Raw genomic sequence first — 24,212 nt, 5'->3', positions numbered from 1 at the left:
ACTATTTCACCGGGCCGAAGCCCGCCCCCGCACCAACCCCAGCAGCACCACCCCGGCCAGCGTCACCACCAGCAACAGCACCGTGCTCGCCGACGCGAGAAACACCTGTCCCCGGTCAGTGAGGGAGAAAATGGTCGCCGGGAGCGTCCGCCAGTCCGGCGGGTACAGCATCATCGTCGCGCCCAATTCCCCCATCGACATCGCCAGCGCCAAACCGGCCGAAGCCGACATCGCGGGCACCAGCACCGGCAACCGGACGCGCAGCAACACCCGCAACGGACGCGCGCCGAGACTCGCCGCGGCCTGCGCGAGCAGCGGATCAACGCGTTGCAGCGCCGCTGAAACCGTGCTGTAGGCGAAGGGCAGCAGAATCATCAAGTGTCCGGCCAGGACGATCCAGCGCGTGCCGTTGAACGCCACCGGCGGACGGCTGAACGCCACCAGCAAGGCCAGGCCCAGCACCACCGACGGCACCGCGATCGGCAGGTGGAACAGCGAATCCGCGATCCGGCGCAGCCGCGGCGGCGCGTGGTCGACGGCGAGCGCGGCCCAGGTTCCGAGCAGCACCGACACCAGCGACGTGATCACCCCGGTCTGCACGCTCACCGACAAGCTCGCGAACGTCTCGCCAGACAGCGCCTCGGTGTAATGCGCCCCGGTGAGCCCGCTGGGCAGCACGCCGGTCCAGCTCCCGGCGAACGACGCCAGCACGCTCATCACCAGCGGCGCGGCCACCACCCCGAGGAAAACCACGCCGAACACCAGCCACACCAGCAACCGGCTACGCCGCGTCCACAACAGCACGACGTCCCCCTTTCCCGACCGCTCGCCGGTAAACCGTGTAGAGCACCAGCGACAGCACCACATTCACCACCGCGACCACGGAGGCGGCCGGGAAGTCGAACGTGACGATTCCCTTGCCGTACACCAGCATCGGCAGGGTCGAGACGCCCTTGGCGCCGAGGAACAGCACGATGCCGAACTCGTTCATCGTCAACAGCAGCACCAGACACGCGCCGGACGCGAGCGACGGCAACGCTTCCGGCAGCACAACGCGCCACAGCACTCGGCCGGGCCGCGCGCCGAGACTCGCCGCCACGTCCAACTGCGCCGACGGAACTTGGCTGAACGCGGCAAGCGCGGGCCGCATCACGAACGGCGTGTAGAAGGTGATCTCAGCCAGCAGCACACCCCACGGCGAGTACAGAAACCCAGCGGTGCCGAAGACTCCCGCGCCGCCGTAAAGGAAGGTGAAGGCCAGCGCGATCAGGAACGAAGGGAATGCCAGCACCGTGTCCACGAGCCGGGCCAGCAGTGTCGCCCCGGGAAACGGGACGAATGCGACAACCAGCGCGAGAAACCCGCCGAGCAGGACACAACCCACGGTGGAACCCAAGGCCAGCGACACCGTCTGCCACACCGCGCGGCCGAATTCCGGCGACGACAGCACTTGCGTCCACACCGAAAGCCCGAAACTACCGTCCTGCGCGGTGAGGGACTGCAGGATCACCAGCACCAGCGGATAGCCGAAAAACCCGGCGACCACGATCGCGGGCGGGAGCAGCCAGCCGATCCGGTACCGGCGGGGCCGGGTATTGCGGCGGGCCGGAGCGACCGCAGCGGCGCCGAGGGCGAGGCCGGTCATCCGCCCACCCCCACCAGCGGGCAGCCGTCCGGAATGGACACCCCGACCCGGTCGCCGACCGCGGGCAGCACCGGACTGTCCGGCACCTCGGCGCGGATGTCGCAGACCTCGTCGGTGAGCCGCAGGTCGAGCCGGTAACCGGAACCGCGCCACTGCACACCGCGCACCAGCGCTGGGAAAGTGTCCGGTCCGGGTTCGCCGACCGAGATCCGGTGCGGCCGCACGCCGAGCGCCACCGGCCGCTCCGGTTGGAGCGTGCCGGACGGTTCGGCGGACAGTTCCCGCCCAGCCAGCCGGACTGTCGCGACCGAGCCGTCCGCTCGCACCAATTCGACCGGGATCAGGTTCGCCGCGCCGAGGAAGCTCGCGGTGAACTCCGTGGCCGGACGGCGGTAGAGCTGTTCACACGGACCGAGTTCGACCAGCCGCGAGTCGCGCAGCACCGCGATCCGGTCGGCGAGCGCGAGAGCTTCGCTCTGGTCGTGAGTGACGTAGATCAGCGTCGTATCCGGCAATTCGGCCCGCAGCCGCAGCAGTTCCGCGACCATGTCCTCGCGCAATGCGGCGTCCAATGCGGACAGTGGTTCGTCGAGCAGCAGCACGTTGGGCCGGATCGCGAGGGCCCGCGCCAACGCCACCCGCTGCTGCTGCCCACCGGACAGCTCACACGGATAGCGGCGCGCGTACTCGCTCATCCCGACCAGTTCCAGCACCTCGCCGACGCGCTTCGGCACGTCCGCCCGGCGCGTCTTCCGCGCCTTCAGTCCAAACGCGACGTTGTCGGCGACCCGCTGGTGCGGGAACAGCGCGTAACTCTGCACCACCACGCCGAGACCACGCCGGTGCGGCGGCAGGTCGGTGACGTCCTGGCCGTCGAGCAGCACCCGTCCGGCGCTCGGCCGGAGGAATCCGGCGAGCGCCTTGAGCGCGGTCGACTTGCCGGAGCCGGACGGTCCCAGCAGTGCGAGCGTTTCGCCGCGGGCGACCGAGAGGTCCAGCGGGGCAAGCGCTTGCGTCGCTCCGAAGTGGACGGATACGCCGCGGAACTCCACTGCCGGAGTCACTGTCCGGTGGCCTTCCGGTACGCGGCGAGGTCGGCGTCGAGGCGGCCGAGGACTGAGTTCCAGTCCGGGGTCCAGATGTCCACTCCGGACATCGCGGCGGTGATCTTCTCCGCCTTCGGGCCCTGCGGTTTGACGTCGGAACGGGCCGGGATGCCGTACGCGTCGCTGGCTTTCGCCTGGGTTTCCGGCGAGAACAGGAAGTCGAGCAGCTTGCGCGCGTTGTCCGCGTGTGGCGCGTTGTTGACCAGGCCGGCGAAGTACGGCAGGGCGAAGGTGGACCGCTTGCCCTGCGCGTCGGCGGGGAAGAACACCGAGAACCCGCCGCTCTTGTCGATCTCGGCGAGGTTCATCTGCAGGTCCCCGTTGGCGACGAGCACCTCGCCCTTCGCGACCTTCGGCTGCAGCTTGCCGGTGGACGACGACGGCCCGACGTTGTTCGCCTGCAAGCGGCCGAGGTAGTCGAGCGCGCCCTGGTCGCCGAACACGTGCTGGGCCTGCAGCAGCACCGCGGTGCCGTCGCCCGCCTCGCCCGGCGTCGAGTACTGGAGCTTGCCCTTGTACTTCGGGTCGAGCAGGTCGTTCCAGCTCTTCGGAGCCGGGTTCGCCTGCTGCGGGTTGTAGATGAAGCTGAGGTAGTTGTTCATCAGCGCGTAGTAGCGGCCCTGCGGGTCCTTCTGCGCGGCCGGGACCTGGTCGACGCCCTTCGGGGCGGACGCGGCGAGCAGGCCCTCCTTCGCCGCCTGCTGGACGAACGGCGGGAGCGTCACGAGAACGTCGGCCTGGGTGTTGGCTTTTTCCTTGCCCACGCGCGAAACGACCTCGGCGGACCCGGCGGTGACGGCCTGGACGGTGATCCCGGTCTGCTGCTTGAACTCGGCGAACCGGGCGTTGTACCAGTCCTCCAGGCCATCCGCGGTGTACACGGTGACGGTCTGATCGCCGGACGCGCCGCCCGCTGTGCCGCCGCACGCGGACAGGAGGCCGGCGAGGGCAGCGACGAGAGCGACGACGGTCGCTTTCCGGATTCTCATGACTGGGTGGCTCCTTCAAGGACAGCGGGGAGGGCGGAGACGGAGTCGAGAACGTGGGTCGCGCCTGCCGCTTCCAGGTCGGCGCGGTTGCTGGCGCCGGTGAGCACTCCGGCGACGATTCCGGCACCAGCGGCGAGGCCGGTGCGGACATCAGTGGGAGTGTCGCCGACCACCGCGATATTGCGGACGTCGGCGACCTTGAGCTTCAGTGCGACAGCGAGGATCAAGTCGGGATACGGACGGCCGCGCACGCCGTCGCCGGGCGCGAGCGCGAGGTCGGCAAGGTCGTGCCAGCCGAGCGCGTCCAGCAGCGCGCGCTGAGTCGTGGGCGCGAAACCGGTGGTCAGCGCGACGCGAACGCCGTTCTCGCGCAGGCCGCGGATGGTTTCCTCGGCACCGGGGATCGGCTTGCACTCCCCGGCCGCGACCAGCCGTCCGTACGAACCCTCGAATTCGGCGTTCGCGCGCTGGGCGAGGTCTTCGTCGCCGAGCAGCGCGCGGAACACGGCGATCTTCGACTGGCCCATGGTTTCCCGGACGTAGTCGAGCATTCCGGCGTACCGTTCGTCCTCTTCGGACACTCCGGCGGCGGCGATCGCCGCGGTGAAGGCGCGTTCGACCAGCCCGTCGTCCGCGACGGTGGTTCCGGCCATGTCGAGCACGACGAGTTCGGTGGTCACCAGCCCAGCTCCTTTGCGGTGTCTTCGGCGATTGCGGGCGAGCAGGTCATCCCCCGGCCGCCGGGACCGGTGACGAGGAAAGCGTTGTCGGACAAGCGTTCCCGGTGGACCACCGCGGCCTGGTCGGTTGCCTGCGCGTAGACGCCGGCCCAGCGGCGGCGGATCTTCGGCAGCGGCCGGCCGAGCAGCGCGCCCGCCACTTCGGCAAGGTGTTCGTACGAGTCTTCGGTGACGTCGAAGGTGAACGGCTGCGCGTACTCGTGCGTGTCGCCGATGGTGAGCGAGCCGTCGCGACGCTGCACCATCAGCAACTGCATCGCGTTCTGCGCGGCGACCTCGCCCTGCGGCTGGCCTTCGTTCATCGCGTCGAGCGCCGCACCGCGGTAGGCCGGGTAGTACCGGAAACTGTCGCCGTCCGCGACGCTGGTGGGCAACGGTTCGTCGAACGGTTCGGTCTGCGCCATCTGCAGCCGGACTCGCCGCACCGGGATCTCGCCCGCGATCTCGCGGACCAACCCGCCGAGCCACGCGCCGGTGCAGAACACGACGACGTCGCCTTCGTGCCGCTCGCCGTGATCGTCAACGACGCCGTTTTCCGTCAGGTTCCGCACCTCGCGGCCCGGCAGCCAGCGGTAACGCCCGCTCGCCTTGAGTGCTTCACGGAGCGCGGGCTGCGCCGTCCGCGGTTCGACGGCCGCGTCGCGCTCGCACCACAACGCGCCGGAGAAATTGCCGCGCAGAGCCGGGTTCAGCGCCCGGGTTTCCTTCGCGTCGAGGAGTTTGAAGCCGCGCTCCGCCGCCTCCGGCCCGGCGACGACCTCCTCCGCGACGGCCAGTTCGGCGTCGGTGCGGACGACCGTCAGCGAGCCGTTGGGCCGGAAACCCAGCGCGGGCACGCGTTCGCCGATCCGCTCCCACAGCTCCCGGGCGCGCACCGCCGTCTCCAGCTCCGGACCGGCGGCCCGACCGCCGACCCAGACCAGCCCGAAGTTGCGGACGGACGCGCCGCGCGCCTCCGGCTCGCGTTCGAGCTGGAGGACTTCGTGGCCGCGTTCCACGGCCTGCCAGGCGTGCTGGGTGCCGAGCACGCCGCCGCCAACGATGAGGATTCGCACGGCCGCAACAGTCGCCGCCCGCGCTCAACGGAGCCTGTCGGCACGGGGAACGCCAGGTGAAGCAGCCTCGAATATTGGACCGGATGAGTTATCGTTCTGTTATCTTCACAGGCGGCCCGCCGCGACGAACACGCACACCGCCAGGATCACGACGTTCGCCGCGACATTGCGGTACTCCGCCGGGCGGTGCTCGGTGACGGCCAGCCGCCAGTGCCCCGCCATCGCGCCGACCATCACCACCGCCAGGCCGATCGCCGCCCACCCGGTGAGAGCCGGGGCGATCCCGGTCAGCCTCGGCAGGATCAGCCCGGCCACCGCGACGAGTTCGCAGATCGCGGCGAAGCGCACGACCGGCATCGGATACGCGGCCACGCCGGTTTGCCCGGTCTCGATCAGCCGTCGCCGCGACATCGTCGACTTCAGCACGCCGGACAAAGCGAAAAGCAAAGCCAGAGCCGCCTGAGCGGTCCACAGTGCGATCTCCATGGTTCGTTCCCTCCGTTCGCTGCGGAGGGAACGAACTGGCGGCACCGGGTGTGACAGCTACTCGACACGGCTCAGTCGCGTCACGAAACTCAGCCGGTCCCCGCGGTAAAGCGACCGGACCCGCTCGAACGGCTCGCCGTCCGGACCCCACGACACCCGGTGCATCAGCAGCATCGGCAGCGCCGGGTTCGTACCGATGAGCAGCGCCTCGCGAGGTGTCGCGAGGACGGTCTCCACGCGTTCCTCGGCCCCGTCGAAGACGACGCCCAGTTCGTCGCGCAGGTACGCGTACAGCGACTGCTCCGGGTCGAAATCCTCCGGCAGCGTGGGGAACTTGTCGGCGCGGAGGAAGGTCGATTCGAGGCCGACGCGTTCGTCGTCGGCGAGCAGGACGCGTTCCAGGTGGATCACCTCGGCAGCCGGTTCGATCCGCAGGTCGGCGGCCAACCCAGTACCCGCGGCGCGGCGTTCGAGCGTGATCAGCGTGCGGCCGGGACGGATCCCTTGGCGGCGCAGGCCTTCGGTGTAGCTGACGAGCGCGAGCGGCTGGACCAGCTTCGGCGCGGCGACGTACGTGCCGCTCCCCTGCCGTCGCGAGAGCCTGCCTTCGAGGACCAACTCGCCGACCGCTTGCCGGACTGTCGCGCGGGACACCTCGAACCGTTCGCACAGTTCGCGTTCTGTGGGCAGCGCGCTCCCTTCGCCCAATTCGGCGATGACGGCCAGCAGTTCGACCTTCACCGCGTAGTAGCGCGGCACGCGGCCGTGATCCGGGATGCCGTCGCGAACCGGTCCGTCGGCGGACAGGCGGGACAGCGGCGAAGACGTGGGCACGAGACCCGAGCCTATGCCAGACGCGCGGCACGTGGTTCGCTGTCTCGCGAACTGACCCCACGGGAGGACCCCGCAATGCCTTTGGCCCGCCGGTTAGGCCTCGCCGACGCTGTATTCATCGGACTCGGTTCGATGATCGGCGCCGGCGTTTTCGCCGCGTTCGCTCCCGCTGCGCGTGCTGCGGGTTCGGGATTGCTGCCCGCGCTCGCCGTGGCCGCGCTAGTCGCGTACTGCAACGCGACTTCCTCCGCCCGGCTTGCCGCGCTGTATCCGGAATCCGGTGGCACTTATGTGTACGGACGCGCTCGCCTGGGTGAATTTTGGGGATACATAGCGGGTTGGGGTTTCGTCGCCGGGAAAACGGCGAGCTGCGCGGCCATGACGCTGACCGTCGTCGCTTACGCCGCGCCCGGGCTCGGCCAGCCTTGGCGGAGCCTGCTCGCGGTGGGCGTGATCGGTGTGGTCACCGGCGTGAATTATCTCGGCGTGCACCGGTCCGCTTTGGCGACCCGGGTGATCGTTTGCATCACCCTCGTGGTGCTCACCCTGGTCGCGGTTTTCGGATTTTCCGGCACGCACGTTTCCCCGTGGATGCCATTTCACGGCGGCGGTGTGCTCGAAGCGGCCGGGTTGCTGTTTTTCGCCTTCGCCGGTTATGCCCGGCTGGCCACTCTTGGCGAGGAAGTCCGCGACCCGGCACGCACGATTCCGCGAGCCATTCCGCTCGCTTTGGGACTGACGCTCGTGGTGTACGCCGTGGTGGCGGCGGTGCTGCTGGTGACGTTGGGACCAGACGGGATCGGCGCGAGTTCCGACCCGCTCGCTTCGGCCGTGCCGTGGCTGTCGCCAGTGGTTCGGGTCGGCGCCGTGGTGGCCGCGCTGGGTTCGTTGCTGGCTTTGGTGCTGGGCGTTTCGCGGACGACGCTCGCGATGGCGCGGGACGGGCATCTGCCGCGGTTCTTGGCCGCGGTGCATCCTCGGTTTTCGGTTCCGCACCGGGCTGAGCTGACGGTGGGCGTGGTGGTCGCGGTACTGGCGACGACGACGGATTTGCGTGGTGCGATTGGGTTTTCGTCCTTCGCGGTGCTGGCCTATTACGCCGTGGCGAACGCTTCCGCGTTGACGCTGCGCCGGGACGAGGGGGCCGCGCCGAAGGCGGTCGCGGCTGGCGGGTTGGCGGGATGCGCGGTGCTGGCCTTCAGTTTGCCGGCCGCCTCGGTGATCAGCGGGTGTTTGGTGCTGGGGCTGGGCGCGGTGGCGTACTTGGTGCGCCGTCGAGGGGTTGTGCGCTGAGTTTTTGCTTTCCGGCAGGGGATCGCGCACTGCTCGCCGTGGGCGGTGCGCGAAAGTCCCCCTCGCTCCGTCTCCGCCCGGCTACTCCGATTTTCACAGACCCCCAGGTCAAGGCTGCTTTTTATCGTCGTCCCCGAGGCCGGAATCTGCCGGATCCGGTGAAGAATCCGAAAGATCCGAAGAAAGTTGGTTGTCCACTTACCGCCGCTCTGGTGTAGTCGATTCGTCACCACACGACACCTCCCCGCCCCGGGAGCGGAAGCTCCACTGTGGACACCGGAAGGACAATCCCCTTGGCCGACAAGCGAAACTTCAGCATGCTCACGCGAGTCCTGGCCGGCGCGGCAGCACTCGCGGCCGCCGCCGGACTGGCGACGCCCGCCGCGGCGTCGACGCCGCCGTCGCCGGGCGCGGAGCCTCAGGTCGTCGGCGGGACGCGCGCCGACCAAGGGGAATTCCCGTGGATGGTCCGGCTTTCGATGGGCTGCGGCGGCGCGCTGTACACGGACCAGATCGTGCTGACCGCCGCGCACTGCGTCGACCGCACCGGAGCGGACTCGTCGATCACCGCGACGCTCGGCGTGGTCGATCTGCAGAGCTCGAGCGCGAAGAAGGTGCGTTCGACCTACGTCTACCGGTCCCCGACGTACGACTCCACCGGCGGCGACTGGGCGCTGATCAAGCTGGCGAGCCCGGTGAGCGGCATCCCGACGCTGCCGATCGCGAAGAACGCCGACAACAACTCCGGCACGTTCACCATCGCCGGCTGGGGCGCGGCCCAGGAAGGCGGCGCACAGCAGCGCTACCTGCTGAAGGCCGAGGTCCCCTTCGTGGACGACTCGACGTGCCAGTCCCAGGGCGGCGACTACGCCGACCTGAAGCCGGACGCGGAACTGTGCGCGGGCAAACTCGACACCGGCGGCGTCGACACCTGCCAGGGCGACTCGGGCGGCCCGATGTTCCGCCGCGACGGCGCGGGCGAATGGATCCAGGTCGGCATCGTCAGCTGGGGCGACGGCTGCGCGAGGGCCCACGCGCCCGGCGTGTACACCGAGGTGAGCACGTTCGCCTCCGACATCGCCGCTGCGGCCGGGAAGATCTGACCCCGCTGTGACGAGCCGGGTGCGGGACTCCGCTGGGGTTCCGCACCTGGCTTGTGCAGTGTCTTCCCGGGGCGGCACGGCTGACTACGCCTGCACTCGGGTGCGGGAGGGTGTGGCTCGCGAACCTCCGGCTGGGATGAAGGCGGCGCTGCCACGTCGCCGGGTTCCGCTCGCCTAACGCGCCAGAGTGCGGCAAAACTCGGGCTCCGCACCACGCGGAGTCGCGAGACGGGCAACCAAGCTGCGCGCCCCTCCGCACCCGGCGAACAGCGCGGTCTCCACTGCCTGAAACCGCGGGCCAATCCGCAGCAAGTCGCGCGGCCTCCCGAACGAGCGGCGCAGATCTCCCTCACGGAAACCGCAGGCCAGCCACCCAAGCCCGGCATTCCGCCTCCACCCCGCCGGGGCACGGCAGCGATGCGAGCCCCCGCCCTCGGAAACCGCCGGGCAGGCATCTGACCCGCACCAAGCGCTCTCGCGCCCGCTCGGGATCCCGCCACCGGAATCCGCGAACCCTAGCCCGCCGGAAGCCCGACCCCGCGCTCCTCCAGCGCCCCCCGCAACTCGGCGAGCACCGCGATGACCCCCGCGGCCCGGTCCTCCCCCACCACCGAGCCGATGAGCACGTCGAGCTGGTTTCGGAACGTCTTCTCCATCGCCTCGGTCAGCTCCCGCCCGGCGGGGGTCAGCTCGACGAGCGACGACCGCCGGTCCTCCGGGTTCGGCACCCGGCGCACCCAGCCGCGTGCTTCGAGCCGGTCGACGCCCTTGCTGGTCGCTCCGATCCCGACGGCGAAGTTCACCGCGAGGTCCGCCACCCGCGACTGCGGATGCCGTCCCAGGTACTGCAGGAACTCGAACTGCGCCGCGCCGATGCCGTGTTCGGCCTTGAGGCCCTCGGCCAGCGCGTTGTAGATCCGGGTCTCGCAGCGCACGAGATGGTCGAAGAGCTGCTCGTTCGCCGAAGTACCTTCCATGGCATATAGTCTAGCATTAGATGCCACGGCATATACTTCCAAGGAATTTTGAGGAGAAGCGGATGAGCAGGGAACAGCGCCGCGCCATCGACGAGAAGCTGCGGAACGCACCGGAGCAGCCCGAAGCGTCTTCGATCGACCAGATGCGGGCCGGGTTCGCCAGGCTCATGAGCCAGTACCCCGTGCCGACCGAGCATCGGGAAACTCCGGCCGCGCTCGCCGGGAGACCGGCGGTCCTCGTCGAACCGCCGACAACACCGCTGCCGGGCACGATCCTGTACTTCCACGGCGGGTCGTTCTCGCTGGGTTCGCCGCACACCGCGATGGCGTTGACCGCGAATCTGGTCCTGCGGACCGGAATCCGCGCTCTCTCGCTGGATTACCGGCTCGCGCCCGAGCATCCGTTCCCGGCCGGGATCGAAGACGGCCTCGCCGCCTACCGCAGTCTCCTGGAAGACAACGACCCGTCCTCGATCGTCTTCGCGGGCGACTCCGCGGGCGGCGGCCTGTCCGTAACCACAACCCTCGCCGCGCGCGACGCGGGACTGCCGATGCCCGCCGGGATCGTCGCGTTCTCGCCGGGGCTCGACCACACCTGTTCCGGCGCGTCCATGGTGGCAAAGGAAGCCGCGGACCCCTTCTTCACCAGGGAAGGCATGAGCAAGACCGGCGAGCTGTACCGGGCGGACGCGGACCCCGCCCAGCCGCTCCTCGCCCCGGCGGTCCACGCCGACCTGACCGGCTTCCCGCCGATCCTGCTGCAGGTCGGCACGAACGAGGTCCTGCTGGACGATTCGGTCCGGCTGGCCGAACGCGCCCGCGAGGCGGACGTCGACGTGATCCTCGACATCACCGCCGACGTCCCGCACGTCTTCCAGACCTTCACCGACACCCTCGACGAAGCAGGCCAAGCCCTGGACCGGGCCGCCCTCTTCATCAAGCAGCGCCTCGCCTGAAGCTCAGCGGAGCTTGTCCAGCCGGGAAACCGTCTCGTCGAACCCCTGCACCAGATCCGCCATCACCTCGGCCACCGGGCGGACCCGGTCCATCCTGCCGACGATCTGGCCCACCGGCATCGACACCACCGACGGGTCCGCGGCGGCGTGGATCCGGTTGTGCGCGTGGGAAACCAGCAGGTTCTGCAGCGGCATCGGCAGCGGTTCCGGCGCACCCGGCGCCGCCCATGCCTCCGTCCAGCGGGTCTTCAGCAGGCGGGCGGGCTTGCCCGTGTAGATCCGCGTCCGGACGGTGTCCGCCGAGGTCGCCGCGACCAGCGCGTTCTGCATTGCCTCCGATTCGGGCATCGTCTGGAGGTACTCCCGCGTCGCGAGCCAGTACGAGCCCATCCACGCGCCCGACGCGCCCAAGGCCAGTGCGGCGGCGACCTGGCGGCCGGAGCCGATTCCTCCGGCCGCCAGGACCGGGGCGCGGTCGCCGACCGCGTCGACGATTTCCGGGACCAGCACCATGGTCGCGATCTCGCCGGTGTGGCCGCCTGCCTCATGCCCTTGCGCGACAACGAGGTCCACGCCGTTGTCGACGTGCCGAGCCGCGTGCGAGCCCTTTCCGGCCAGGGCTGCCACCGGGACGCCCGCGTCGTGGGCGCGGGTGATCACGTCGACCGGGGGCGAGCCCAGTGCGTTGGCGATCAGGCTGATCCGGTGGTTCAGCGCGACGTCCACATGGGACCGGGCGACCGAGTGCAGCCAGCCCAGCACCCCGGCGCGTTCGTCGGTGTCGTCGGGCAGCGGCGGGACCGCGAGGTCCTTCAGCACTTTATCGACAAATTCCCGGTGTCCCGGCGGGATCAGTTCGTTCAGGTCGGTCTGGGTGCCTTCGGACGGGATCTTCGCCGGCATCACGATGTCGACGCCGTAAGGCTTTCCGTCGGTGTTTTCGTCCATCCAGGACAGCACCGCGTCGAGTTCGGCGGCGTCGTTGAACCGGACGCAGCCCAGTACGCCCATGCCGCCCGCGCGGCTGATCGCGGCCGCGACGTGCTCCGACGGGGTGAATCCGAAGATCGGCACCTCGATGCCGAACCGGTCGCACAACGATGTGCGCATGCGCCCTCCTAGGCGGGTTCGTGTTCGGCGGCGTACCGCTGGGCCCACGGATAATCCGGCTTCCCGCTCGGCGAACGGCCGATTTCCTCGGCCAGCCACACCGTTCGCGGCACCTTGTATCCGGCGACCTCGGTCCGCACGTGTGCTTCCAGCGCGGCCAGATCCGGCCGCACGCCGGGACGCGGCTGGACGACGGCGGCGACGCGCTGGCCGAGCCGGTCGTCCGGGATGCCGATGACCAGTGCGTCGAAAACGTCCGGATGCGATTTCAGCGCACCCTCGACTTCTTCCGGATAAACCTTTTCGCCGCCGGTGTTCACGCACTGCGATCCCCGGCCCAGCAACGTCACCGTGCCGTCTTCCTCGTAGCGCGCGTAGTCGCCGGGCACGACGTAACGGACGCCGTCCACTTCGGTGAAAATGGTGCGGGTTTTCTCCGGGTCGCCGTAATAGCCGAGCGGGACGTGGCCGCGGCGGCCGATCAGCCCGACCGCACCGGGTTTCGGTTCGACCACTTCGCCTTCGTCGTCCAGCAGAATGGCGTCCTTGCCGAAGTTCACCCGAGGACCCGCGGAATGGTCGGAATCCTTGCCCACCATGCCGATTCCGGTGAAGCCGCTCTCCGACGAACCGATCGCGTCGGTGATCACGACGTTCGGCAGCATCTCCAGGAATTCCTGCTTCACCGAATGCGAGAACAGCGCCGCGTGACTCGACACCGCGACCAGCGACGAGGCGTCGTAATCGCCGGAGCGGTAGGCGTCCACGAGCGGCCGCGCCATCGCGTCGCCGACGATCGTCAGCACCTGCACCTTGTGTTCCTGCACCGCGCGCCACACGTCGTGCGCGTCGAACTGCGGCACGAACACCACCGGGCTGCCGGTGAACAACGCGCCGAACGCGGCCCACTGCGCGGCCCCGTGGATCAACGGAGCGGCCGGCAACCGTACGAGCGAACCGGATTTGCCTTGTTCGCTGAGCGTCCATTCGTCCGGCACGTACTCGCCGGTGACGAAGTTGATGCCGCCGCCGAGCGCACGCCAGATGTCCTCGTGCCGCCACAGCACGCCCTTGGGGTAACCGGTGGTGCCGCCGGTGTAGAGGATGTACAGATCGTCGGCGCTGCGCTCGCCGAAGTCGCGTTCGTCCGACTCGCCCTCGAGCGCCGACTCGTACTCGACGCCCGTCTCGTACGGCGTGCCCGAACCGTCGTCGACGACTACAACGTGTTTCAGTTTTGGCGTTTCCGGCAGCACCGCCGCCACCCGGTCGGAGTAGCGCCGCTCGTGCACCAGCGCCACCAGGTCGGCGTTGGTGAACAGATAGCGGAGTTCTCCGTGGACGTAGCGGTAGTTCACGTTCACCGCGATCGCGCGCAGTTTGTACGCGGCGAACATGGTTTCCAGCGCCTCGATGGAGTTCCGGGAATAGACACCGATGTGGGAGCCGGGTCCCACGCCGTGCGCGGCCAGGTGGTGCGCCAGCCGGTTCGCGCGTTTCTCCAGCTGCGCGAAGGTGACCTGGCGTCCGCCGCACACGACCGCGACGCGTTCCGGCACGGCGTCGACGGCGTGCTCGAGTAGATCCGCGATGTTGAGTGCCACTCACCCAAAGTAGAACATGTTATCGTTCTGGGCAATGACCCCGGCCAGCTGAGAAGGAGGCCCCGGTGGCCGAACCCCACGCACTCGTCAGCCTCGAAGGCCGCACGCTCGTGGTGACGATGAACCGCCCGGAAGCCCGCAACGCCCTCACCGGCGAAATGCTGGCGATCATGGTCGAGGCCTGGGACCGGGTGGATTCCGACGACGAGGTGCGCAGTTGCGTCCTGACCGGAGCCGGCGGCGCGTTCTGCGCGGGCGCGGACCTGAAATCCATGTCCCGCAACGCCCCCGACAAGTCGTTTTCGAACGGTTCCTTCGATCCGAGCCGCATCGAGGGCCTGCTGAAGGGCCGCCGGCTCACCAAACCGCTCATCGCGGCCGTCGAAGGACCGGCCATCGCGGGCGGCACGGAAATCCTGCAAGGCACGGACATCCGGGTGGCCGCGGAGAGCGCGAAATTCGGCGTCTCGGAACCCCGCTGGGGCCTGTTCCCGATGGGCGGTTCGGCCGTGCGCCTGCCCAGGCAGATCCCGTACACCGTCGCCGCGGACCTCCTCCTCACCGGCAGGCACATCACCGCCGCAGAGGCACGCGACGTCGGCCTGGTGGGCCACGTCGTCCCCGACGGTCAAGCGCTGTCTCGCGCGCTGGAACTCGCTGAACTGATCAACGACAACGGCCCGCTCGCGATACGCGCGATCCTCAAGACCATCCGCGACACCGAGGGCATGCACGAGGAGGAAGCCTTCGAACTGGACGCCAAGTACGGCATCGAAGTCTTCGCCTCCGCGGACGCGAAAGAAGGCCCCAAAGCCTTCGCCGAAAAACGCAAACCCGACTTCCAGGGCCGCTGACATACGTGCGGGGAACCCTGAGGGAATCTGATTCCCTCAGGGTTCCCCGCACGTACCTTCAGGAGACGTATTGGGCGCGCAGCTTGCGTTTGTAGAGCTTCCCGTTGGGGTCGCGGGGCAGTTCGGGCAGGTAGTCCACCGACTTGGGCAGCTTGAACCGGGCCAGCCGCGTTTCCGCGTAGGCGAGCAGTTCCGAGGTCAGTTCCGGCGATCCCTCGACCCCGTCCGCGGGCTGCACGACCGCCTTGATCTCCTCGCCCCAGTCCTCGTGCGGAATCCCGAACACCGCGACGTCCGCGACCTTCGGATGCATCACCAGCTCGCCCTCGATCTCCGCCGGGTAAATGTTCACCCCGCCGGAAATGATCATGTCGGCCTTGCGGTCGTGCAGGAACAAATAGCCGTCCTCGTCGAGATGCCCGACGTCACCGAGGGTGAACAAATCCCCGACCCGGGCCTTCTCCGTCTTGGCCTTGTCGCGGTGGTACTCGAACTTGGAGTCGCCCATTTTCATGTACACCGCGCCGGTCTCGCCCGTCGGCACCTCGTTCCCGTCGTCGTCGAGAATCCGGATTGTCGACCCCGGCCACGGCAATCCCACCGACCCCGGCTTGCGCAGCCAGTCTTCGCCGGAAATCACCGTCCCGCCGCCCTCTGTCGCCGCGTAGTACTCGGTGACCACAGGTCCCCACCACTCGAGCATCTGCCGCTTCACTTCGAGCGGACAAGGCGCGGCCCCGTGAATCATCACGCGCAGCGAGCTCAGGTCGTACTTCCCGCGCACGTCGTCCGGCAGGGCCAGCAACCGGCGGAACTGCGTCGGCACCATGTGGCTGTGCGTGACCCGGTGCCGCTCGATCAACCGCAGCATTTCCTCGGCGTCCCAACGATCCATCAGCACCGCGGCATGTCCCAGCTGCAGCGAAATAGCCACGAAGTTGAGCACCGCCGTGTGATACAGCGGCGATCCGCACAGATGCACGTGATCGTCGAACGGCTGCAGCCCGAACACTCCGAAGAACCACGTGGACGCCGCGGGCACCTGATCCGGGTCCGCCCCGGTCAGCGGCCGCTTGACGCCCTTGGGCCGCCCTGTCGTGCCCGAGGTGTACAGCATCGGCGAGCCGGCCGTCCTGTTGTCCGGCCGCCCATCGCCCAGCCCCGCGCCCAGCTCCTCGACACGACGGAAGCCAGACACAGATCCGACAGAGAACCGCGCCGAAGCAGGCAACTCAGCCTCGTCGGCCGCAGCCACCGCCACATCGGCGAACCGCTCGTGCGCCAGAAACGCCTTGGCTCCGCTGTCGGCGAGGATGTACGCGACTTCCGGTCCGACGAGATGCCAGTTCACCACCACCACGTACAGCCCGGTCTGGATCGCCGCGAAGTACGCCGCGACCAGTTCGTCGCCGTTCGGCAGCAGCAGCACCACCGAATCGCCGACGCCGAGGCCGAGCTCGCGCAGCCCCGAGGCGTACCGGTTGGCTTTCGCCGTCAGGTCGCCGTAGGAAATTTCCCGCCCGTCCGGATCCACCAGCGCCACCCGGGCGGGCTCGGCCGCGGCGATGGTCCACAGTCCCAGGTCCATAGCTCCCAAATCTAGAACGCGTTCCACATAGACACAACAGGTTCCTTGCCTCGGATTCGAGAACGTGTTTCACTCGAAGCCGTGACGGTTTCGGATGCTCCTCTGTCGGCGCCGCTCAACGTCGGCTTCGACTACACCCGTTCGACCGGGCCGGTGCTCGGCCGCTTCGTGAACGCGCTGCGCGAACGCCGGATCGAAGGCGTGCGCGGCAGCGACGGGCGCGTGCACGTGCCCCCGGTCGAGTACGACCCGGCCACCGCCGACCCCTTGACGGAATTCGTCCCGGTCGCCGCGGAAGGCGTTGTCGTTTCCTGGTCCTGGTGCGCGGATCCGCTCGACGGCCAGCCGCTGTCGCGTCCGTTCGCCTGGGTGCTGGTGAAACTCGACGGCGCGGACACCAGTCTGCTGCACGCCCTCGACGCCGGCTCGCCGGACAATGTCCACATCGGACAGCGCGTGCGCGTGCGGTGGGCGGAGGAAACGGTCGGCCACATCCGCGACATCGCGTACTTCCTGCCCGCGGACGCCCCGGACACCACGCCCACCGAAGCTCCTCCGCCGGTGGCGGAACGCGAGGACGGCGCGCCGGTCAGCGTGATCATCACGCCGGTGCACCTGAAGTACCAGCATTCCGCGTCGCCGGAGGAAAGCCGGTACCTGCGCGGGCTCGCCGAAGGGCGGATGCTCGGCCAGCGCTGCCCCGAATGCGGCAAGGTCTACATCCCGCCGCGCGGTGCCTGCCCGGTCGACGGCGTGCCGACCACCGACGAGGTGGAATTGCCCGACACCGGCATCGTCACGACGTTCTGCATCGTCAACGTGCCGTTCCTCGGCCAGCGCATCAAACCGCCGTACGTCGCGGCGTACATCCTGCTCGACGGGGCCGACATCGCCTTCCTGCACCTCGTGCTCGGCTGTGCCGCCGAGGAGGTCCGGATGGGCATGCGCGTGCGCGCCAACTGGCGGCCGCGCGAGGAATGGTGGACGTCGCTGGAGAACATCAGCCACTTCGAGCCCACCGGCGAACCGGACGCCGCGTACGAGACCTTCGCCCATCACCTGTGAGGAACCATGCCTGAAGTAGCCGTAGCCGGTTTCGCGCAGGCGCCCAACGTCCGCAAGACCGAGGGCACCACCAACGGCGTGGAAATGCTTGTGCCGATCCTCGCCGAGGCGTTCGCCGCGACCGGACTGTCCAAACAAGACATCGGATTCTGGTGCTCAGGATCGTCGGATTACCTTGCCGGGCGGGCATTTTCGTTCATCGCCGCGGTGGACGCGCTGGGCGCGTTCCCGCCGATCCACGAGTCCCATGTGGAAATGGACGCCGCCTGGGCGCTGTATGAGGCGTGGCTGAAGATCCGCACCGGCGAGGTCGACACCGCGCTCGTGTACGGATTCGGCAAAGCCAGCGCCGGACAGCTCCGCCGGGTCATGGCGATGCAGCTGGACCCGTACCTCGTCACTCCGCTGTGGCCGGATTCGCTGGCGATCGCCGGCCTGCAAGCCCGGCTGGGCCTCGAAGGCGGGCTGTGGTCCGAAAAGGACCTTGCCGAAGTCGCCGCCCGATCGCGTGCGGACGCGGCGGACAATCCAGCCGCGCAGCTCTCCGGAACCGTGGACGTCGCCGAACTGCTGGACACACCGTATGTCGCCGATCCCCTTCGCGCGCACGACATCGCGCCGGTGACGGACGGCGCGTCGGTGATCATCCTGGCCTCGGAGGAACGGGCCCGCGACCTCGTGGAGCGGCCCGCGATCATCTCCGGGCTGGAGCACCGCATCGACTCCCCCGTTCTCGGCGCGCGCGACCTCACGCGTTCCCCGTCGACCGCCATCGCCGCGGAACGGCTGGATCTCGACGGTGTCGAATTGGCCGAACTGCACGCGCCGTTCACGCATCAGGAACTCATCCTGCGCCGTGAACTCGGCCTCGACGACGGCGTGCGGATCAGCCCGTCCGGCGGCGCGCTCACCGGGAATCCCATGTTCTCTGCCGGGCTCGCGCGGATCGGCGAGGCCGCCGCGCGCATCCATCGCGGCGAGGCGGCCAAGACGCTCGCGCACGCGACCAGCGGACCTGCCCTGCAGCAGAACCTCCTCGCCGTGCTGGAGGCACGATGACCAAGCAGCTCGCCGCGGTGCTCGGGACCGGGCAGACGCACCACCGCGCGAAGCGCACCGACGTGTCGATGGCCGGTCTGCTCCGCGAAGCGATCGACCGCGCGATGGCGGACGCCCAGGTCGGCTGGGACGACATCGAGGCGGTCGTGATCGGCAAGGCGCCGGACCTGTTCGAGGGCGTCATGATGCCCGAACTGTTCCTCGCGGACGCGTTGGGCGCGAACGGGAAGCCGTTGATTCGCGTGCACACCGCGGGTTCGGTCGGCGGATCGACGGCGCTGGTCGCCGCTTCGCTGGTCCAGTCCGGCGTGCACCGGCGCGTGCTGACGGTGGCGTTCGAGAAACAGTCCGAATCGAACGCGATGTGGGGCCTGTCGATCCTGCCGCCGTTCCAGATGCCGGTCGGCGCCGGAGCCGGTGGCTACTTCGCGCCGCACGTGCGGTCCTACATCCGCCGTTCCGGCGCTCCGGAACACATCGGCGCGATCGTGGCGGCGAAGGATCGGCGCAATGGCGCGTTGAATCCGTTCGCGCACTTGCAGCAGTCCGACATCACGGTCGAGTCGGTGCAGGCGTCGCAGATGCTGTGGGACCCGATCCGGTACGACGAAACGTGTCCGTCCTCCGACGGCGCCTGCGCGATGGTGCTCGGCGACGAAGCCGCCGGGGACGCCGTGCCGGGCGGTGCGGCCTGGATCCACGCGACGGCGATGCGGACCGAGCCCACGACGTTCGCCGGACGCGACCAGGTCAGCCCGCAAGCCGGTCGCGACGCAGCGGCCGCGTTGTGGCGCGACGCGGGCATCAAGGATCCGCTGTCCGAAGTGGACGTCGCGGAGATCTACGTGCCGTTCTCCTGGTTCGAGCCGATGTGGCTGGAAAACCTCGGCTTCGCCGCCGAAGGCGAGGGCTGGAAGATCACCGAAGCCGGTGACACCGCGATCGGCGGACGTCTGCCGGTGAATCCGTCGGGCGGCGTGCTGTCGTCGAATCCCATTGGCGCATCCGGGATGTTGCGGTTCTCCGAAGCGGCGAAGCAGGTGATGGGCCGTGCCGGTGATTACCAAGTGGACGGTGCTCGTGTCGCGTTAGGACACGCGTACGGCGGCGGCTCGCAGTACTTCAGCATGTGGGTCGTCGGCTCGGAGAAGCCTTAGTCCTTTCGCCGCCCCCGCAAGGCGAACAACGTCCCCAATGCCCCGACCATCGCGCCCAGCAGAGCCGCCTTCCCGTTGTTCTGCTTGGGCGCGATGATCGGCCGCAGCTGCGTCGCCGCCGGAGGCTGGATCGGTTTGCGCGGAGCGTCGCGGGCGGTGGCGGTCCAGGCGGTGATGTACACGAGCATCCGCGCGATCAGCGAGATGAAGAACAGCAGACCGATCACCGAACCGAACGCCACGCCGGACGGCGATTTGCTGATCAAGTTCAGGTAGAACCCGCCGGCCAGTTTGAGCAGTTCGAACCCCACCGCCGCGGCGACCGCGCCGCGCATCGCGCTGCGCCAGCCGACGCGCTCCCGCGGCAACCGGGTGAGCACCCACAGGAACACCATCCAGTCGGCGAGCAGCGCGAGCGGCACCGAGACGAACGACAGCAGGTTGTGTCCCCAGCTCGTGTCCTCGACACCGACCAGCCCCAGCAGCGAACGGCCTACCGCGGTGCCGGACACCGAGATCCCGAACGACACCAGCAGCGCCGCGGCCAGGCCGAGCAACGCCAGGACGTCCATCAGGATCGTGCGCAGCAGCGGCCCCTCGGACCGGTTCTGGCCGTACATCGCGGTGAGCGCGTCCCGCAGCGCGTTCATCCAGTTCCAGCCGGAGTACAGCCCGACGACCAGACCGGCGACCCCGACGCCGGTGCGCTGCTCGACGAACCCGGTCAGGATCGACGACACCTGGGCGCCGATCGGGCCGGGCAGCGATCCGGAGATGCCGCGCACCAGCGCGTCGAGCAGATGCGGCTGCGTCGCGAGCACGAAGCCGGCCGCCGACGAGGACAGCATCAAAATCGGCACCAGCGACAGCAGGCTGAAGTAGGTGATCGACGCGACGTAGTGGTAGCCGCCGTAGTCGATGTACCGGTTGGTGGCGCGCGCGATGTGGTCCAGCCATCGGTACCGGGCACGCGCGCGGGCCCACTTGCTCGGCCCGGGGGTCTTGCGGGAACGCTTCACCGTCACTGTTTACCCAGCGGACGCGCTGTTTGTCGCAAAAGACACGCATTCAGGCCAGTACGACCGGGGCGTGCCCGTCGTCACGCGGCAGCGGCTCGTCGGTCGTGGCGAAGACGGTCGCGCCGAGGAAGTCGAGTTCGCAGTCCAGCGTCGCGAGGAACGGGGTGTCGGCGGCGTCGCGTCCGGTCGCGATGCGGAGCATGGTCTGGCGCGGGGCCAGCCGGGTGGCGTCGAAGACGTACCAGCGGCCGTCGATGCCCGCTTCGAAAACCGCGTGGAAGTCCATCGGCTGCAAACCCGGCGCGTACACCGACGTGTAGCGCGCGGGTACGTCGACGAGCCGGCACAGCGCGACGCATACGTGCGCGAAGTCGCGACAGACGCCTTCGCCCGCGAGGAGAGTGTCGATGGCGTCGTGGGTGGGGCCGCCGGAACCGACGACGTACGAGAGCCTGCCGTGCACGTGGTCGACGATCGCCTGTACTCGCGCCCGCGCGCCGGTCAGGTCCCCGATGCCCGGCGGCAGCAGACCGCCCATCCGGTCCGACGGGCAGTACCGGCTGGGCCGCGTGTACCGCGCGATGTCGGCGAGCGTGACGGGTTCGGCGTTGCCGCGGTGCAGCACTCGTTCGCCGTGGTAGGCAACGCGATGCTCGCCCTCGGCGAGGTCGTACACCTCCGCGCGGGTGCCGTGCTCGAACTCGGCGGTGCGCGCGGAACCGGCGTCGGACACGGTGAGTTCGCCGGCGTCCGCGCGCACGGCGGCGACCGAGATCGCGGCGAGGCCGGGTTTCGTCACCCGGACGCCGAATTCCGCGTCTACCGTCGTGCGCACGGGGCCATCATGCCGGTGCGCCGCGCTCCTTGCCGATCAGGTCGCTTGCCCGGGCGTTTCGCCTGCTCAGGCGTAGCGGACCTGGTAGTGCTTGATCCCGTTGAGCCAGCTGGACCGCAGCCGCTCGGGCGCGGAGACCTCGGCGATGCCCGGCATCGCTTCGGCGATCGCGTTGAAGATCAGGTCGATCTCCAGCCGGGCCAGGTTCGCGCCGATGCAGTAGTGCGAACCGGTGCCGCCGAAGCCGACGTGCTGGTTGTCCTCGCGCAGGATGTCGAACTTGCCGGGCTCGTCGAAGACCTCGGGGTCGAAGTTGGCCGAGCTGTAGAACATCCCGACGCGGTCGCCCTTGCGGATCTGCGCGCCGCCCAGTTCGGTGTCGCGGGTCGCGGTGCGCTGGAACGCGACGACCGGCGTCGCCCAGCGGACGATCTCGTCCGGCGCGGTCTTCGGGCGCTGCTCCTTGAAGACGTCCCACTGGTCCGGGTGGTCCAGGAACGCCTTCATGCCGTGCGTGATGGCGTTGCGGGTGGTCTCGTTGCCCGCGACGGCCAGCAGGATCACGAAGAAGCCGAACTCGTCGGAGCCGAGCGATTCGCCGTCGACGTCGGCCTGGACGAGCTTCGTGACGATGTCGTCCATCGGGCAGCGGCGGCGGTCCTCGGCCATGTTCCAGGCGTAGCCGACGAGTTCCGCGGACGCGGCGATCGGCTCGAGGTCGTATTCCGGGTCGTCGTAGGCGACCATCTGGTTGGACCAGTCGAAGAGCTTGAGCCGGTCCTCCTGCGGCACGCCGATCAGCTCGGCGATCGCCTGCAGCGGCAGCTCGCACGCGACGTCGGTGACGAAGTCGCCGGAGCCCTTCTTCTTGGCCTCGTGCACGATCCGCTCGGCGCGGTCGCGCAAGGTGTCCTCGAGCTTCGCGATCGAGCGCGGGGTGAACCCCTTCGACACGATGCGGCGGAGCTTGGTGTGCTGCGGCGCGTCCATGTTCAGCAGGACGAGCCGGTTGGCGTCGAGGCCCTCGGCGGTCATCTGGTCGTCGAACCGGATGATCGCGGTCTTTTCCCTCGACGAGTAGAGCTCGCTGTCGCGCGAGACCGCCTTGACGTCGGCATGTCGCGTGACGACCCAATAGCCGTCGTCGCCGAATCCGGCGGTGTTGTGCGGCTGCGGGTTCCACCAGACGGGCGCCGTGCGGCGGAGTTCGGCGAACTCCTCCAGGGGCAGCCGGCTGGCGTAGAGGTCCGGATCGGTGAAGTCGAAACCGGCGGGCAAAAGCGGAGCTGCCACGGCTTGGCCTCCTGCGCGGGATCGGCGGTGATACCCAACTGCAACGCGTTCTATGACCCCAGTAGAGCATACGGTGTTAACCAACGGAACCCGCTTGAGTGAAACCTGTTTACTTTACCGTTCCAGAACCAATTGCCGCAGGTGAGTGCTCGCTCATCTTCTGGTGATCGACTTCCGCGCTGCCGTGCGGCCGCTTGTCATTAACAGGAACGTGTTCTAGTTTTGCTGTGCTGAAGCAGGGAAAGGGGACACTCGTGGGCGAACCGGTGATCGTGGCCGCGGCACGCACGCCGATCGGCAAGCGCGGCGGCTGGCTGTCCGGCCTGCACGCGGCCGAACTGCTGGGCGCGGCGGTGCGCGGAGTGGTCGAACGGGCGGACATCGATCCGGCCGAGGTGGAGCAGGTGATCGGCGGAGCCGTCACGCAGGCGGGCGAGCAGTGCGGCAACCTGACCCGCACCGCCTGGCTGCACGCGGGCCTGCCGGAATCGACCGGCGCCACGACGATCGACGCGCAATGCGGTTCGGCGCAGCAGGCCGCGCATCTGATCGCGGGCTTGATCGCCGCGGACGCGATCAGGGTGGGCGTGGCGTGCGGCGCCGAGGCGATGAGCCGCGTTCCCCTTGGCGCCAACCGCGGCGAGGGCGTCGGCTCCCCCAAACCGGACGCGTGGTCGGTCGACATGCCGGACCAATACGGTGCGGCAGAACGGATCGCGATCCGGCGAGGCATCACGCGCGAGGACGTCGACGCTTTCGGGGTGCGGTCGCAGACCAACGCCGCCGCCGCGTGGGCGGCCGGGCATTTCTCGCGGGAGATCGTGCCGGTCACGACGGAAGCCGGTGTGGTGGAACGGGATCAGGGCCTGCGGGAGACCACGATGGAGGGTCTGGCGCGGTTGAAGCCCGTGGTGCCGGACGGAATCCACACGGCGGGTTCGTCGTCCCAGATCTCCGACGGCGCCGCGGCGGTGCTGATCATGGACGCCTCGCTGGCCCGCTCGCTCGGCCTGCGCCCGCGTGCGCGGATCCGGCGGCAGGCCTTGGTCGGCGCGGAGCCGTACTACCACCTCGACGGTCCCGTCCAGGCCACGACGCGGGTTCTCGAAGCGGCCGGGATGAAAATCGGCGACGTGGACCTGTTCGAGGTGAACGAGGCCTTCGCGTCGGTCGTGCTTTCGTGGCAGCGCATGCACAATCCGGACGAGACGCGAGTGAACGTCAACGGCGGCGCGATCGCGCTGGGACACCCGGTGGGGAGCACCGGCGCGCGGCTGCTGACGACCGCACTGCACGAACTCGAGCGCCGCGACGCGACGACGGCGCTGGTTTCGATGTGTGCTGGCGGGGCGATGGCCACGGCGACGATTCTGGAGCGGATCTGAGCGGACTGGCCGGGGCAGGGCTGGGTCGGCCCCGGTGCGGGACTGAATCGGCCCAGGAC

23 protein-coding genes are annotated in these 24,212 nt (G+C 69.0%); 8 read left to right on the top strand and 15 right to left on the bottom strand.

Going from position 1 to position 24,212, the window contains the following annotated elements; all coding sequences use genetic code 11:
- Positions 1–6: 6 nt before the first annotated feature.
- The 8 genes from L3Q65_RS02945 to L3Q65_RS02910 form a co-directional block, all read right to left on the bottom strand.
- Entirely contained in the window at positions 7–804 is a 798-nt protein-coding gene (locus tag L3Q65_RS02945) for an ABC transporter permease (RefSeq protein WP_182890672.1), read from the bottom strand.
- Positions 782–1,645, bottom strand: a complete 864-nt coding sequence (locus L3Q65_RS02940) for a 2-aminoethylphosphonate ABC transporter permease subunit (protein WP_182890673.1) — start codon at positions 1,643–1,645, stop codon at positions 782–784. Before L3Q65_RS02940 ends, L3Q65_RS02945 begins: the two co-directional genes overlap by 23 nt.
- Complete coding sequence (locus L3Q65_RS02935; protein ID WP_237598731.1) at positions 1,642–2,709, bottom strand: ABC transporter ATP-binding protein; 1,068 nt, start codon at positions 2,707–2,709, stop codon at positions 1,642–1,644. Before L3Q65_RS02935 ends, L3Q65_RS02940 begins: the two co-directional genes overlap by 4 nt.
- Positions 2,706–3,740 (bottom strand): 2-aminoethylphosphonate ABC transporter substrate-binding protein, encoded by a 1,035-nt coding sequence (locus tag L3Q65_RS02930; RefSeq protein ID WP_237598730.1) that lies wholly within the window; start codon positions 3,738–3,740, stop codon positions 2,706–2,708. The genes L3Q65_RS02935 and L3Q65_RS02930 overlap by 4 nt, the downstream gene beginning before the upstream one ends.
- Entirely contained in the window at positions 3,737–4,423 is a 687-nt protein-coding gene (locus L3Q65_RS02925; protein ID WP_237601034.1) for a phosphonatase-like hydrolase, read from the bottom strand. The genes L3Q65_RS02930 and L3Q65_RS02925 overlap by 4 nt, the downstream gene beginning before the upstream one ends.
- Positions 4,417–5,535 (bottom strand): TIGR03364 family FAD-dependent oxidoreductase, encoded by a 1,119-nt coding sequence (locus tag L3Q65_RS02920; protein WP_237598729.1) that lies wholly within the window; start codon positions 5,533–5,535, stop codon positions 4,417–4,419. The genes L3Q65_RS02925 and L3Q65_RS02920 overlap by 7 nt, the downstream gene beginning before the upstream one ends.
- A gap of 105 nt (positions 5,536–5,640) precedes the next feature.
- Positions 5,641–6,021, bottom strand: coding sequence for a DoxX family protein (locus tag L3Q65_RS02915; RefSeq protein ID WP_182890677.1), 381 nt, complete (start codon positions 6,019–6,021; stop codon positions 5,641–5,643).
- Positions 6,022–6,078: 57 nt separating this feature from the next.
- Complete coding sequence (locus L3Q65_RS02910) at positions 6,079–6,855, bottom strand: GntR family transcriptional regulator (RefSeq protein ID WP_182890678.1); 777 nt, start codon at positions 6,853–6,855, stop codon at positions 6,079–6,081.
- A gap of 75 nt (positions 6,856–6,930) precedes the next feature.
- Here L3Q65_RS02910 and L3Q65_RS02905 point away from each other — a divergent pair, with 75 nt between their 5' ends.
- Together L3Q65_RS02905 and L3Q65_RS02900 are read left to right on the top strand one after the other, a co-directional pair.
- On the top strand, positions 6,931–8,148 hold the full coding sequence (locus tag L3Q65_RS02905; protein ID WP_237598728.1) for an APC family permease: 1,218 nt from the start codon (positions 6,931–6,933) through the stop codon (positions 8,146–8,148).
- Between the two features lie 293 nt (positions 8,149–8,441).
- Positions 8,442–9,251 (top strand): trypsin-like serine protease, encoded by an 810-nt coding sequence (locus L3Q65_RS02900; RefSeq protein WP_237598727.1) that lies wholly within the window; start codon positions 8,442–8,444, stop codon positions 9,249–9,251.
- Positions 9,252–9,766: 515 nt separating this feature from the next.
- Here L3Q65_RS02900 and L3Q65_RS02895 read toward each other — a convergent pair.
- On the bottom strand, positions 9,767–10,228 hold the full coding sequence (locus tag L3Q65_RS02895; RefSeq protein WP_182890680.1) for a MarR family winged helix-turn-helix transcriptional regulator: 462 nt from the start codon (positions 10,226–10,228) through the stop codon (positions 9,767–9,769).
- Between the two features lie 62 nt (positions 10,229–10,290).
- Here L3Q65_RS02895 and L3Q65_RS02890 point away from each other — a divergent pair, with 62 nt between their 5' ends.
- Complete coding sequence (locus L3Q65_RS02890) at positions 10,291–11,184, top strand: alpha/beta hydrolase (RefSeq protein ID WP_237598726.1); 894 nt, start codon at positions 10,291–10,293, stop codon at positions 11,182–11,184.
- A 3-nt stretch (positions 11,185–11,187) separates the two neighbouring features.
- Here L3Q65_RS02890 and L3Q65_RS02885 read toward each other — a convergent pair whose 3' ends face one another.
- A complete protein-coding gene (locus tag L3Q65_RS02885) occupies positions 11,188–12,294 on the bottom strand; it encodes a nitronate monooxygenase family protein (protein WP_182890682.1) in 1,107 nt (368 codons plus the stop codon).
- Between the two features lie 8 nt (positions 12,295–12,302).
- Positions 12,303–13,898, bottom strand: a complete 1,596-nt coding sequence (locus L3Q65_RS02880) for an acyl-CoA synthetase (RefSeq protein WP_182890683.1) — start codon at positions 13,896–13,898, stop codon at positions 12,303–12,305.
- 65 nt (positions 13,899–13,963) lie between these two features.
- Between L3Q65_RS02880 and L3Q65_RS02875 the strand changes: the two genes are divergently transcribed.
- Positions 13,964–14,752 carry a crotonase/enoyl-CoA hydratase family protein gene (locus L3Q65_RS02875; protein ID WP_237598725.1) on the top strand — a complete coding sequence of 263 codons (789 nt, stop codon included), beginning with the start codon at positions 13,964–13,966 and terminating at the stop codon, positions 14,750–14,752.
- A gap of 58 nt (positions 14,753–14,810) precedes the next feature.
- On the opposite strand, the gene L3Q65_RS02870 is transcribed toward L3Q65_RS02875, so the two are convergent.
- On the bottom strand, positions 14,811–16,340 hold the full coding sequence (locus L3Q65_RS02870) for an acyl-CoA synthetase (protein ID WP_182890685.1): 1,530 nt from the start codon (positions 16,338–16,340) through the stop codon (positions 14,811–14,813).
- A gap of 81 nt (positions 16,341–16,421) precedes the next feature.
- On the opposite strand from L3Q65_RS02870, the gene L3Q65_RS02865 reads away from it, so the two are divergent.
- The 3 genes from L3Q65_RS02865 to L3Q65_RS02855 are packed head-to-tail and all read left to right on the top strand — an operon-like array spanning position 16,422 to position 19,621.
- Positions 16,422–17,405 carry a Zn-ribbon domain-containing OB-fold protein gene (locus tag L3Q65_RS02865; protein WP_237598724.1) on the top strand — a complete coding sequence of 328 codons (984 nt, stop codon included), beginning with the start codon at positions 16,422–16,424 and terminating at the stop codon, positions 17,403–17,405.
- A 6-nt stretch (positions 17,406–17,411) separates the two neighbouring features.
- Positions 17,412–18,464, top strand: a complete 1,053-nt coding sequence (locus L3Q65_RS02860) for a thiolase domain-containing protein (protein ID WP_182890687.1) — start codon at positions 17,412–17,414, stop codon at positions 18,462–18,464.
- A complete protein-coding gene (locus tag L3Q65_RS02855) occupies positions 18,461–19,621 on the top strand; it encodes a thiolase domain-containing protein (RefSeq protein ID WP_237598723.1) in 1,161 nt (386 codons plus the stop codon). Before L3Q65_RS02860 ends, L3Q65_RS02855 begins: the two co-directional genes overlap by 4 nt.
- Here the strand turns inward: L3Q65_RS02855 and L3Q65_RS02850 are convergent.
- The 3 genes from L3Q65_RS02850 to L3Q65_RS02840 all read right to left on the bottom strand — a co-directional run bounded on the left by L3Q65_RS02850 (position 19,618) and on the right by L3Q65_RS02840 (position 22,768).
- Complete coding sequence (locus L3Q65_RS02850) at positions 19,618–20,646, bottom strand: YhjD/YihY/BrkB family envelope integrity protein (protein WP_182890689.1); 1,029 nt, start codon at positions 20,644–20,646, stop codon at positions 19,618–19,620. The genes L3Q65_RS02855 and L3Q65_RS02850 overlap by 4 nt on opposite strands.
- 43 nt (positions 20,647–20,689) lie before the next feature.
- The gene (locus tag L3Q65_RS02845) at positions 20,690–21,475 is read right to left on the bottom strand and encodes a transglutaminase family protein (protein WP_237598722.1); all 786 of its coding nucleotides are present in this window, start codon (positions 21,473–21,475) and stop codon (positions 20,690–20,692) included.
- A 66-nt stretch (positions 21,476–21,541) separates the two neighbouring features.
- A complete protein-coding gene (locus L3Q65_RS02840; RefSeq protein WP_182890691.1) occupies positions 21,542–22,768 on the bottom strand; it encodes a cytochrome P450 in 1,227 nt (408 codons plus the stop codon).
- Between the two features lie 254 nt (positions 22,769–23,022).
- Here L3Q65_RS02840 and L3Q65_RS02835 point away from each other — a divergent pair, with 254 nt between their 5' ends.
- A complete protein-coding gene (locus tag L3Q65_RS02835) occupies positions 23,023–24,153 on the top strand; it encodes a steroid 3-ketoacyl-CoA thiolase (protein ID WP_182890692.1) in 1,131 nt (376 codons plus the stop codon).
- Positions 24,154–24,212: the final 59 nt, after the last annotated feature.

It is taken from the genome of Amycolatopsis sp. FU40, from assembly GCF_021903635.1.
In the GTDB taxonomy this organism is placed as follows: domain Bacteria; phylum Actinomycetota; class Actinomycetes; order Mycobacteriales; family Pseudonocardiaceae; genus Amycolatopsis; species Amycolatopsis dendrobii.
This window is presented reverse-complemented; position numbering and strand designations above follow the sequence as displayed.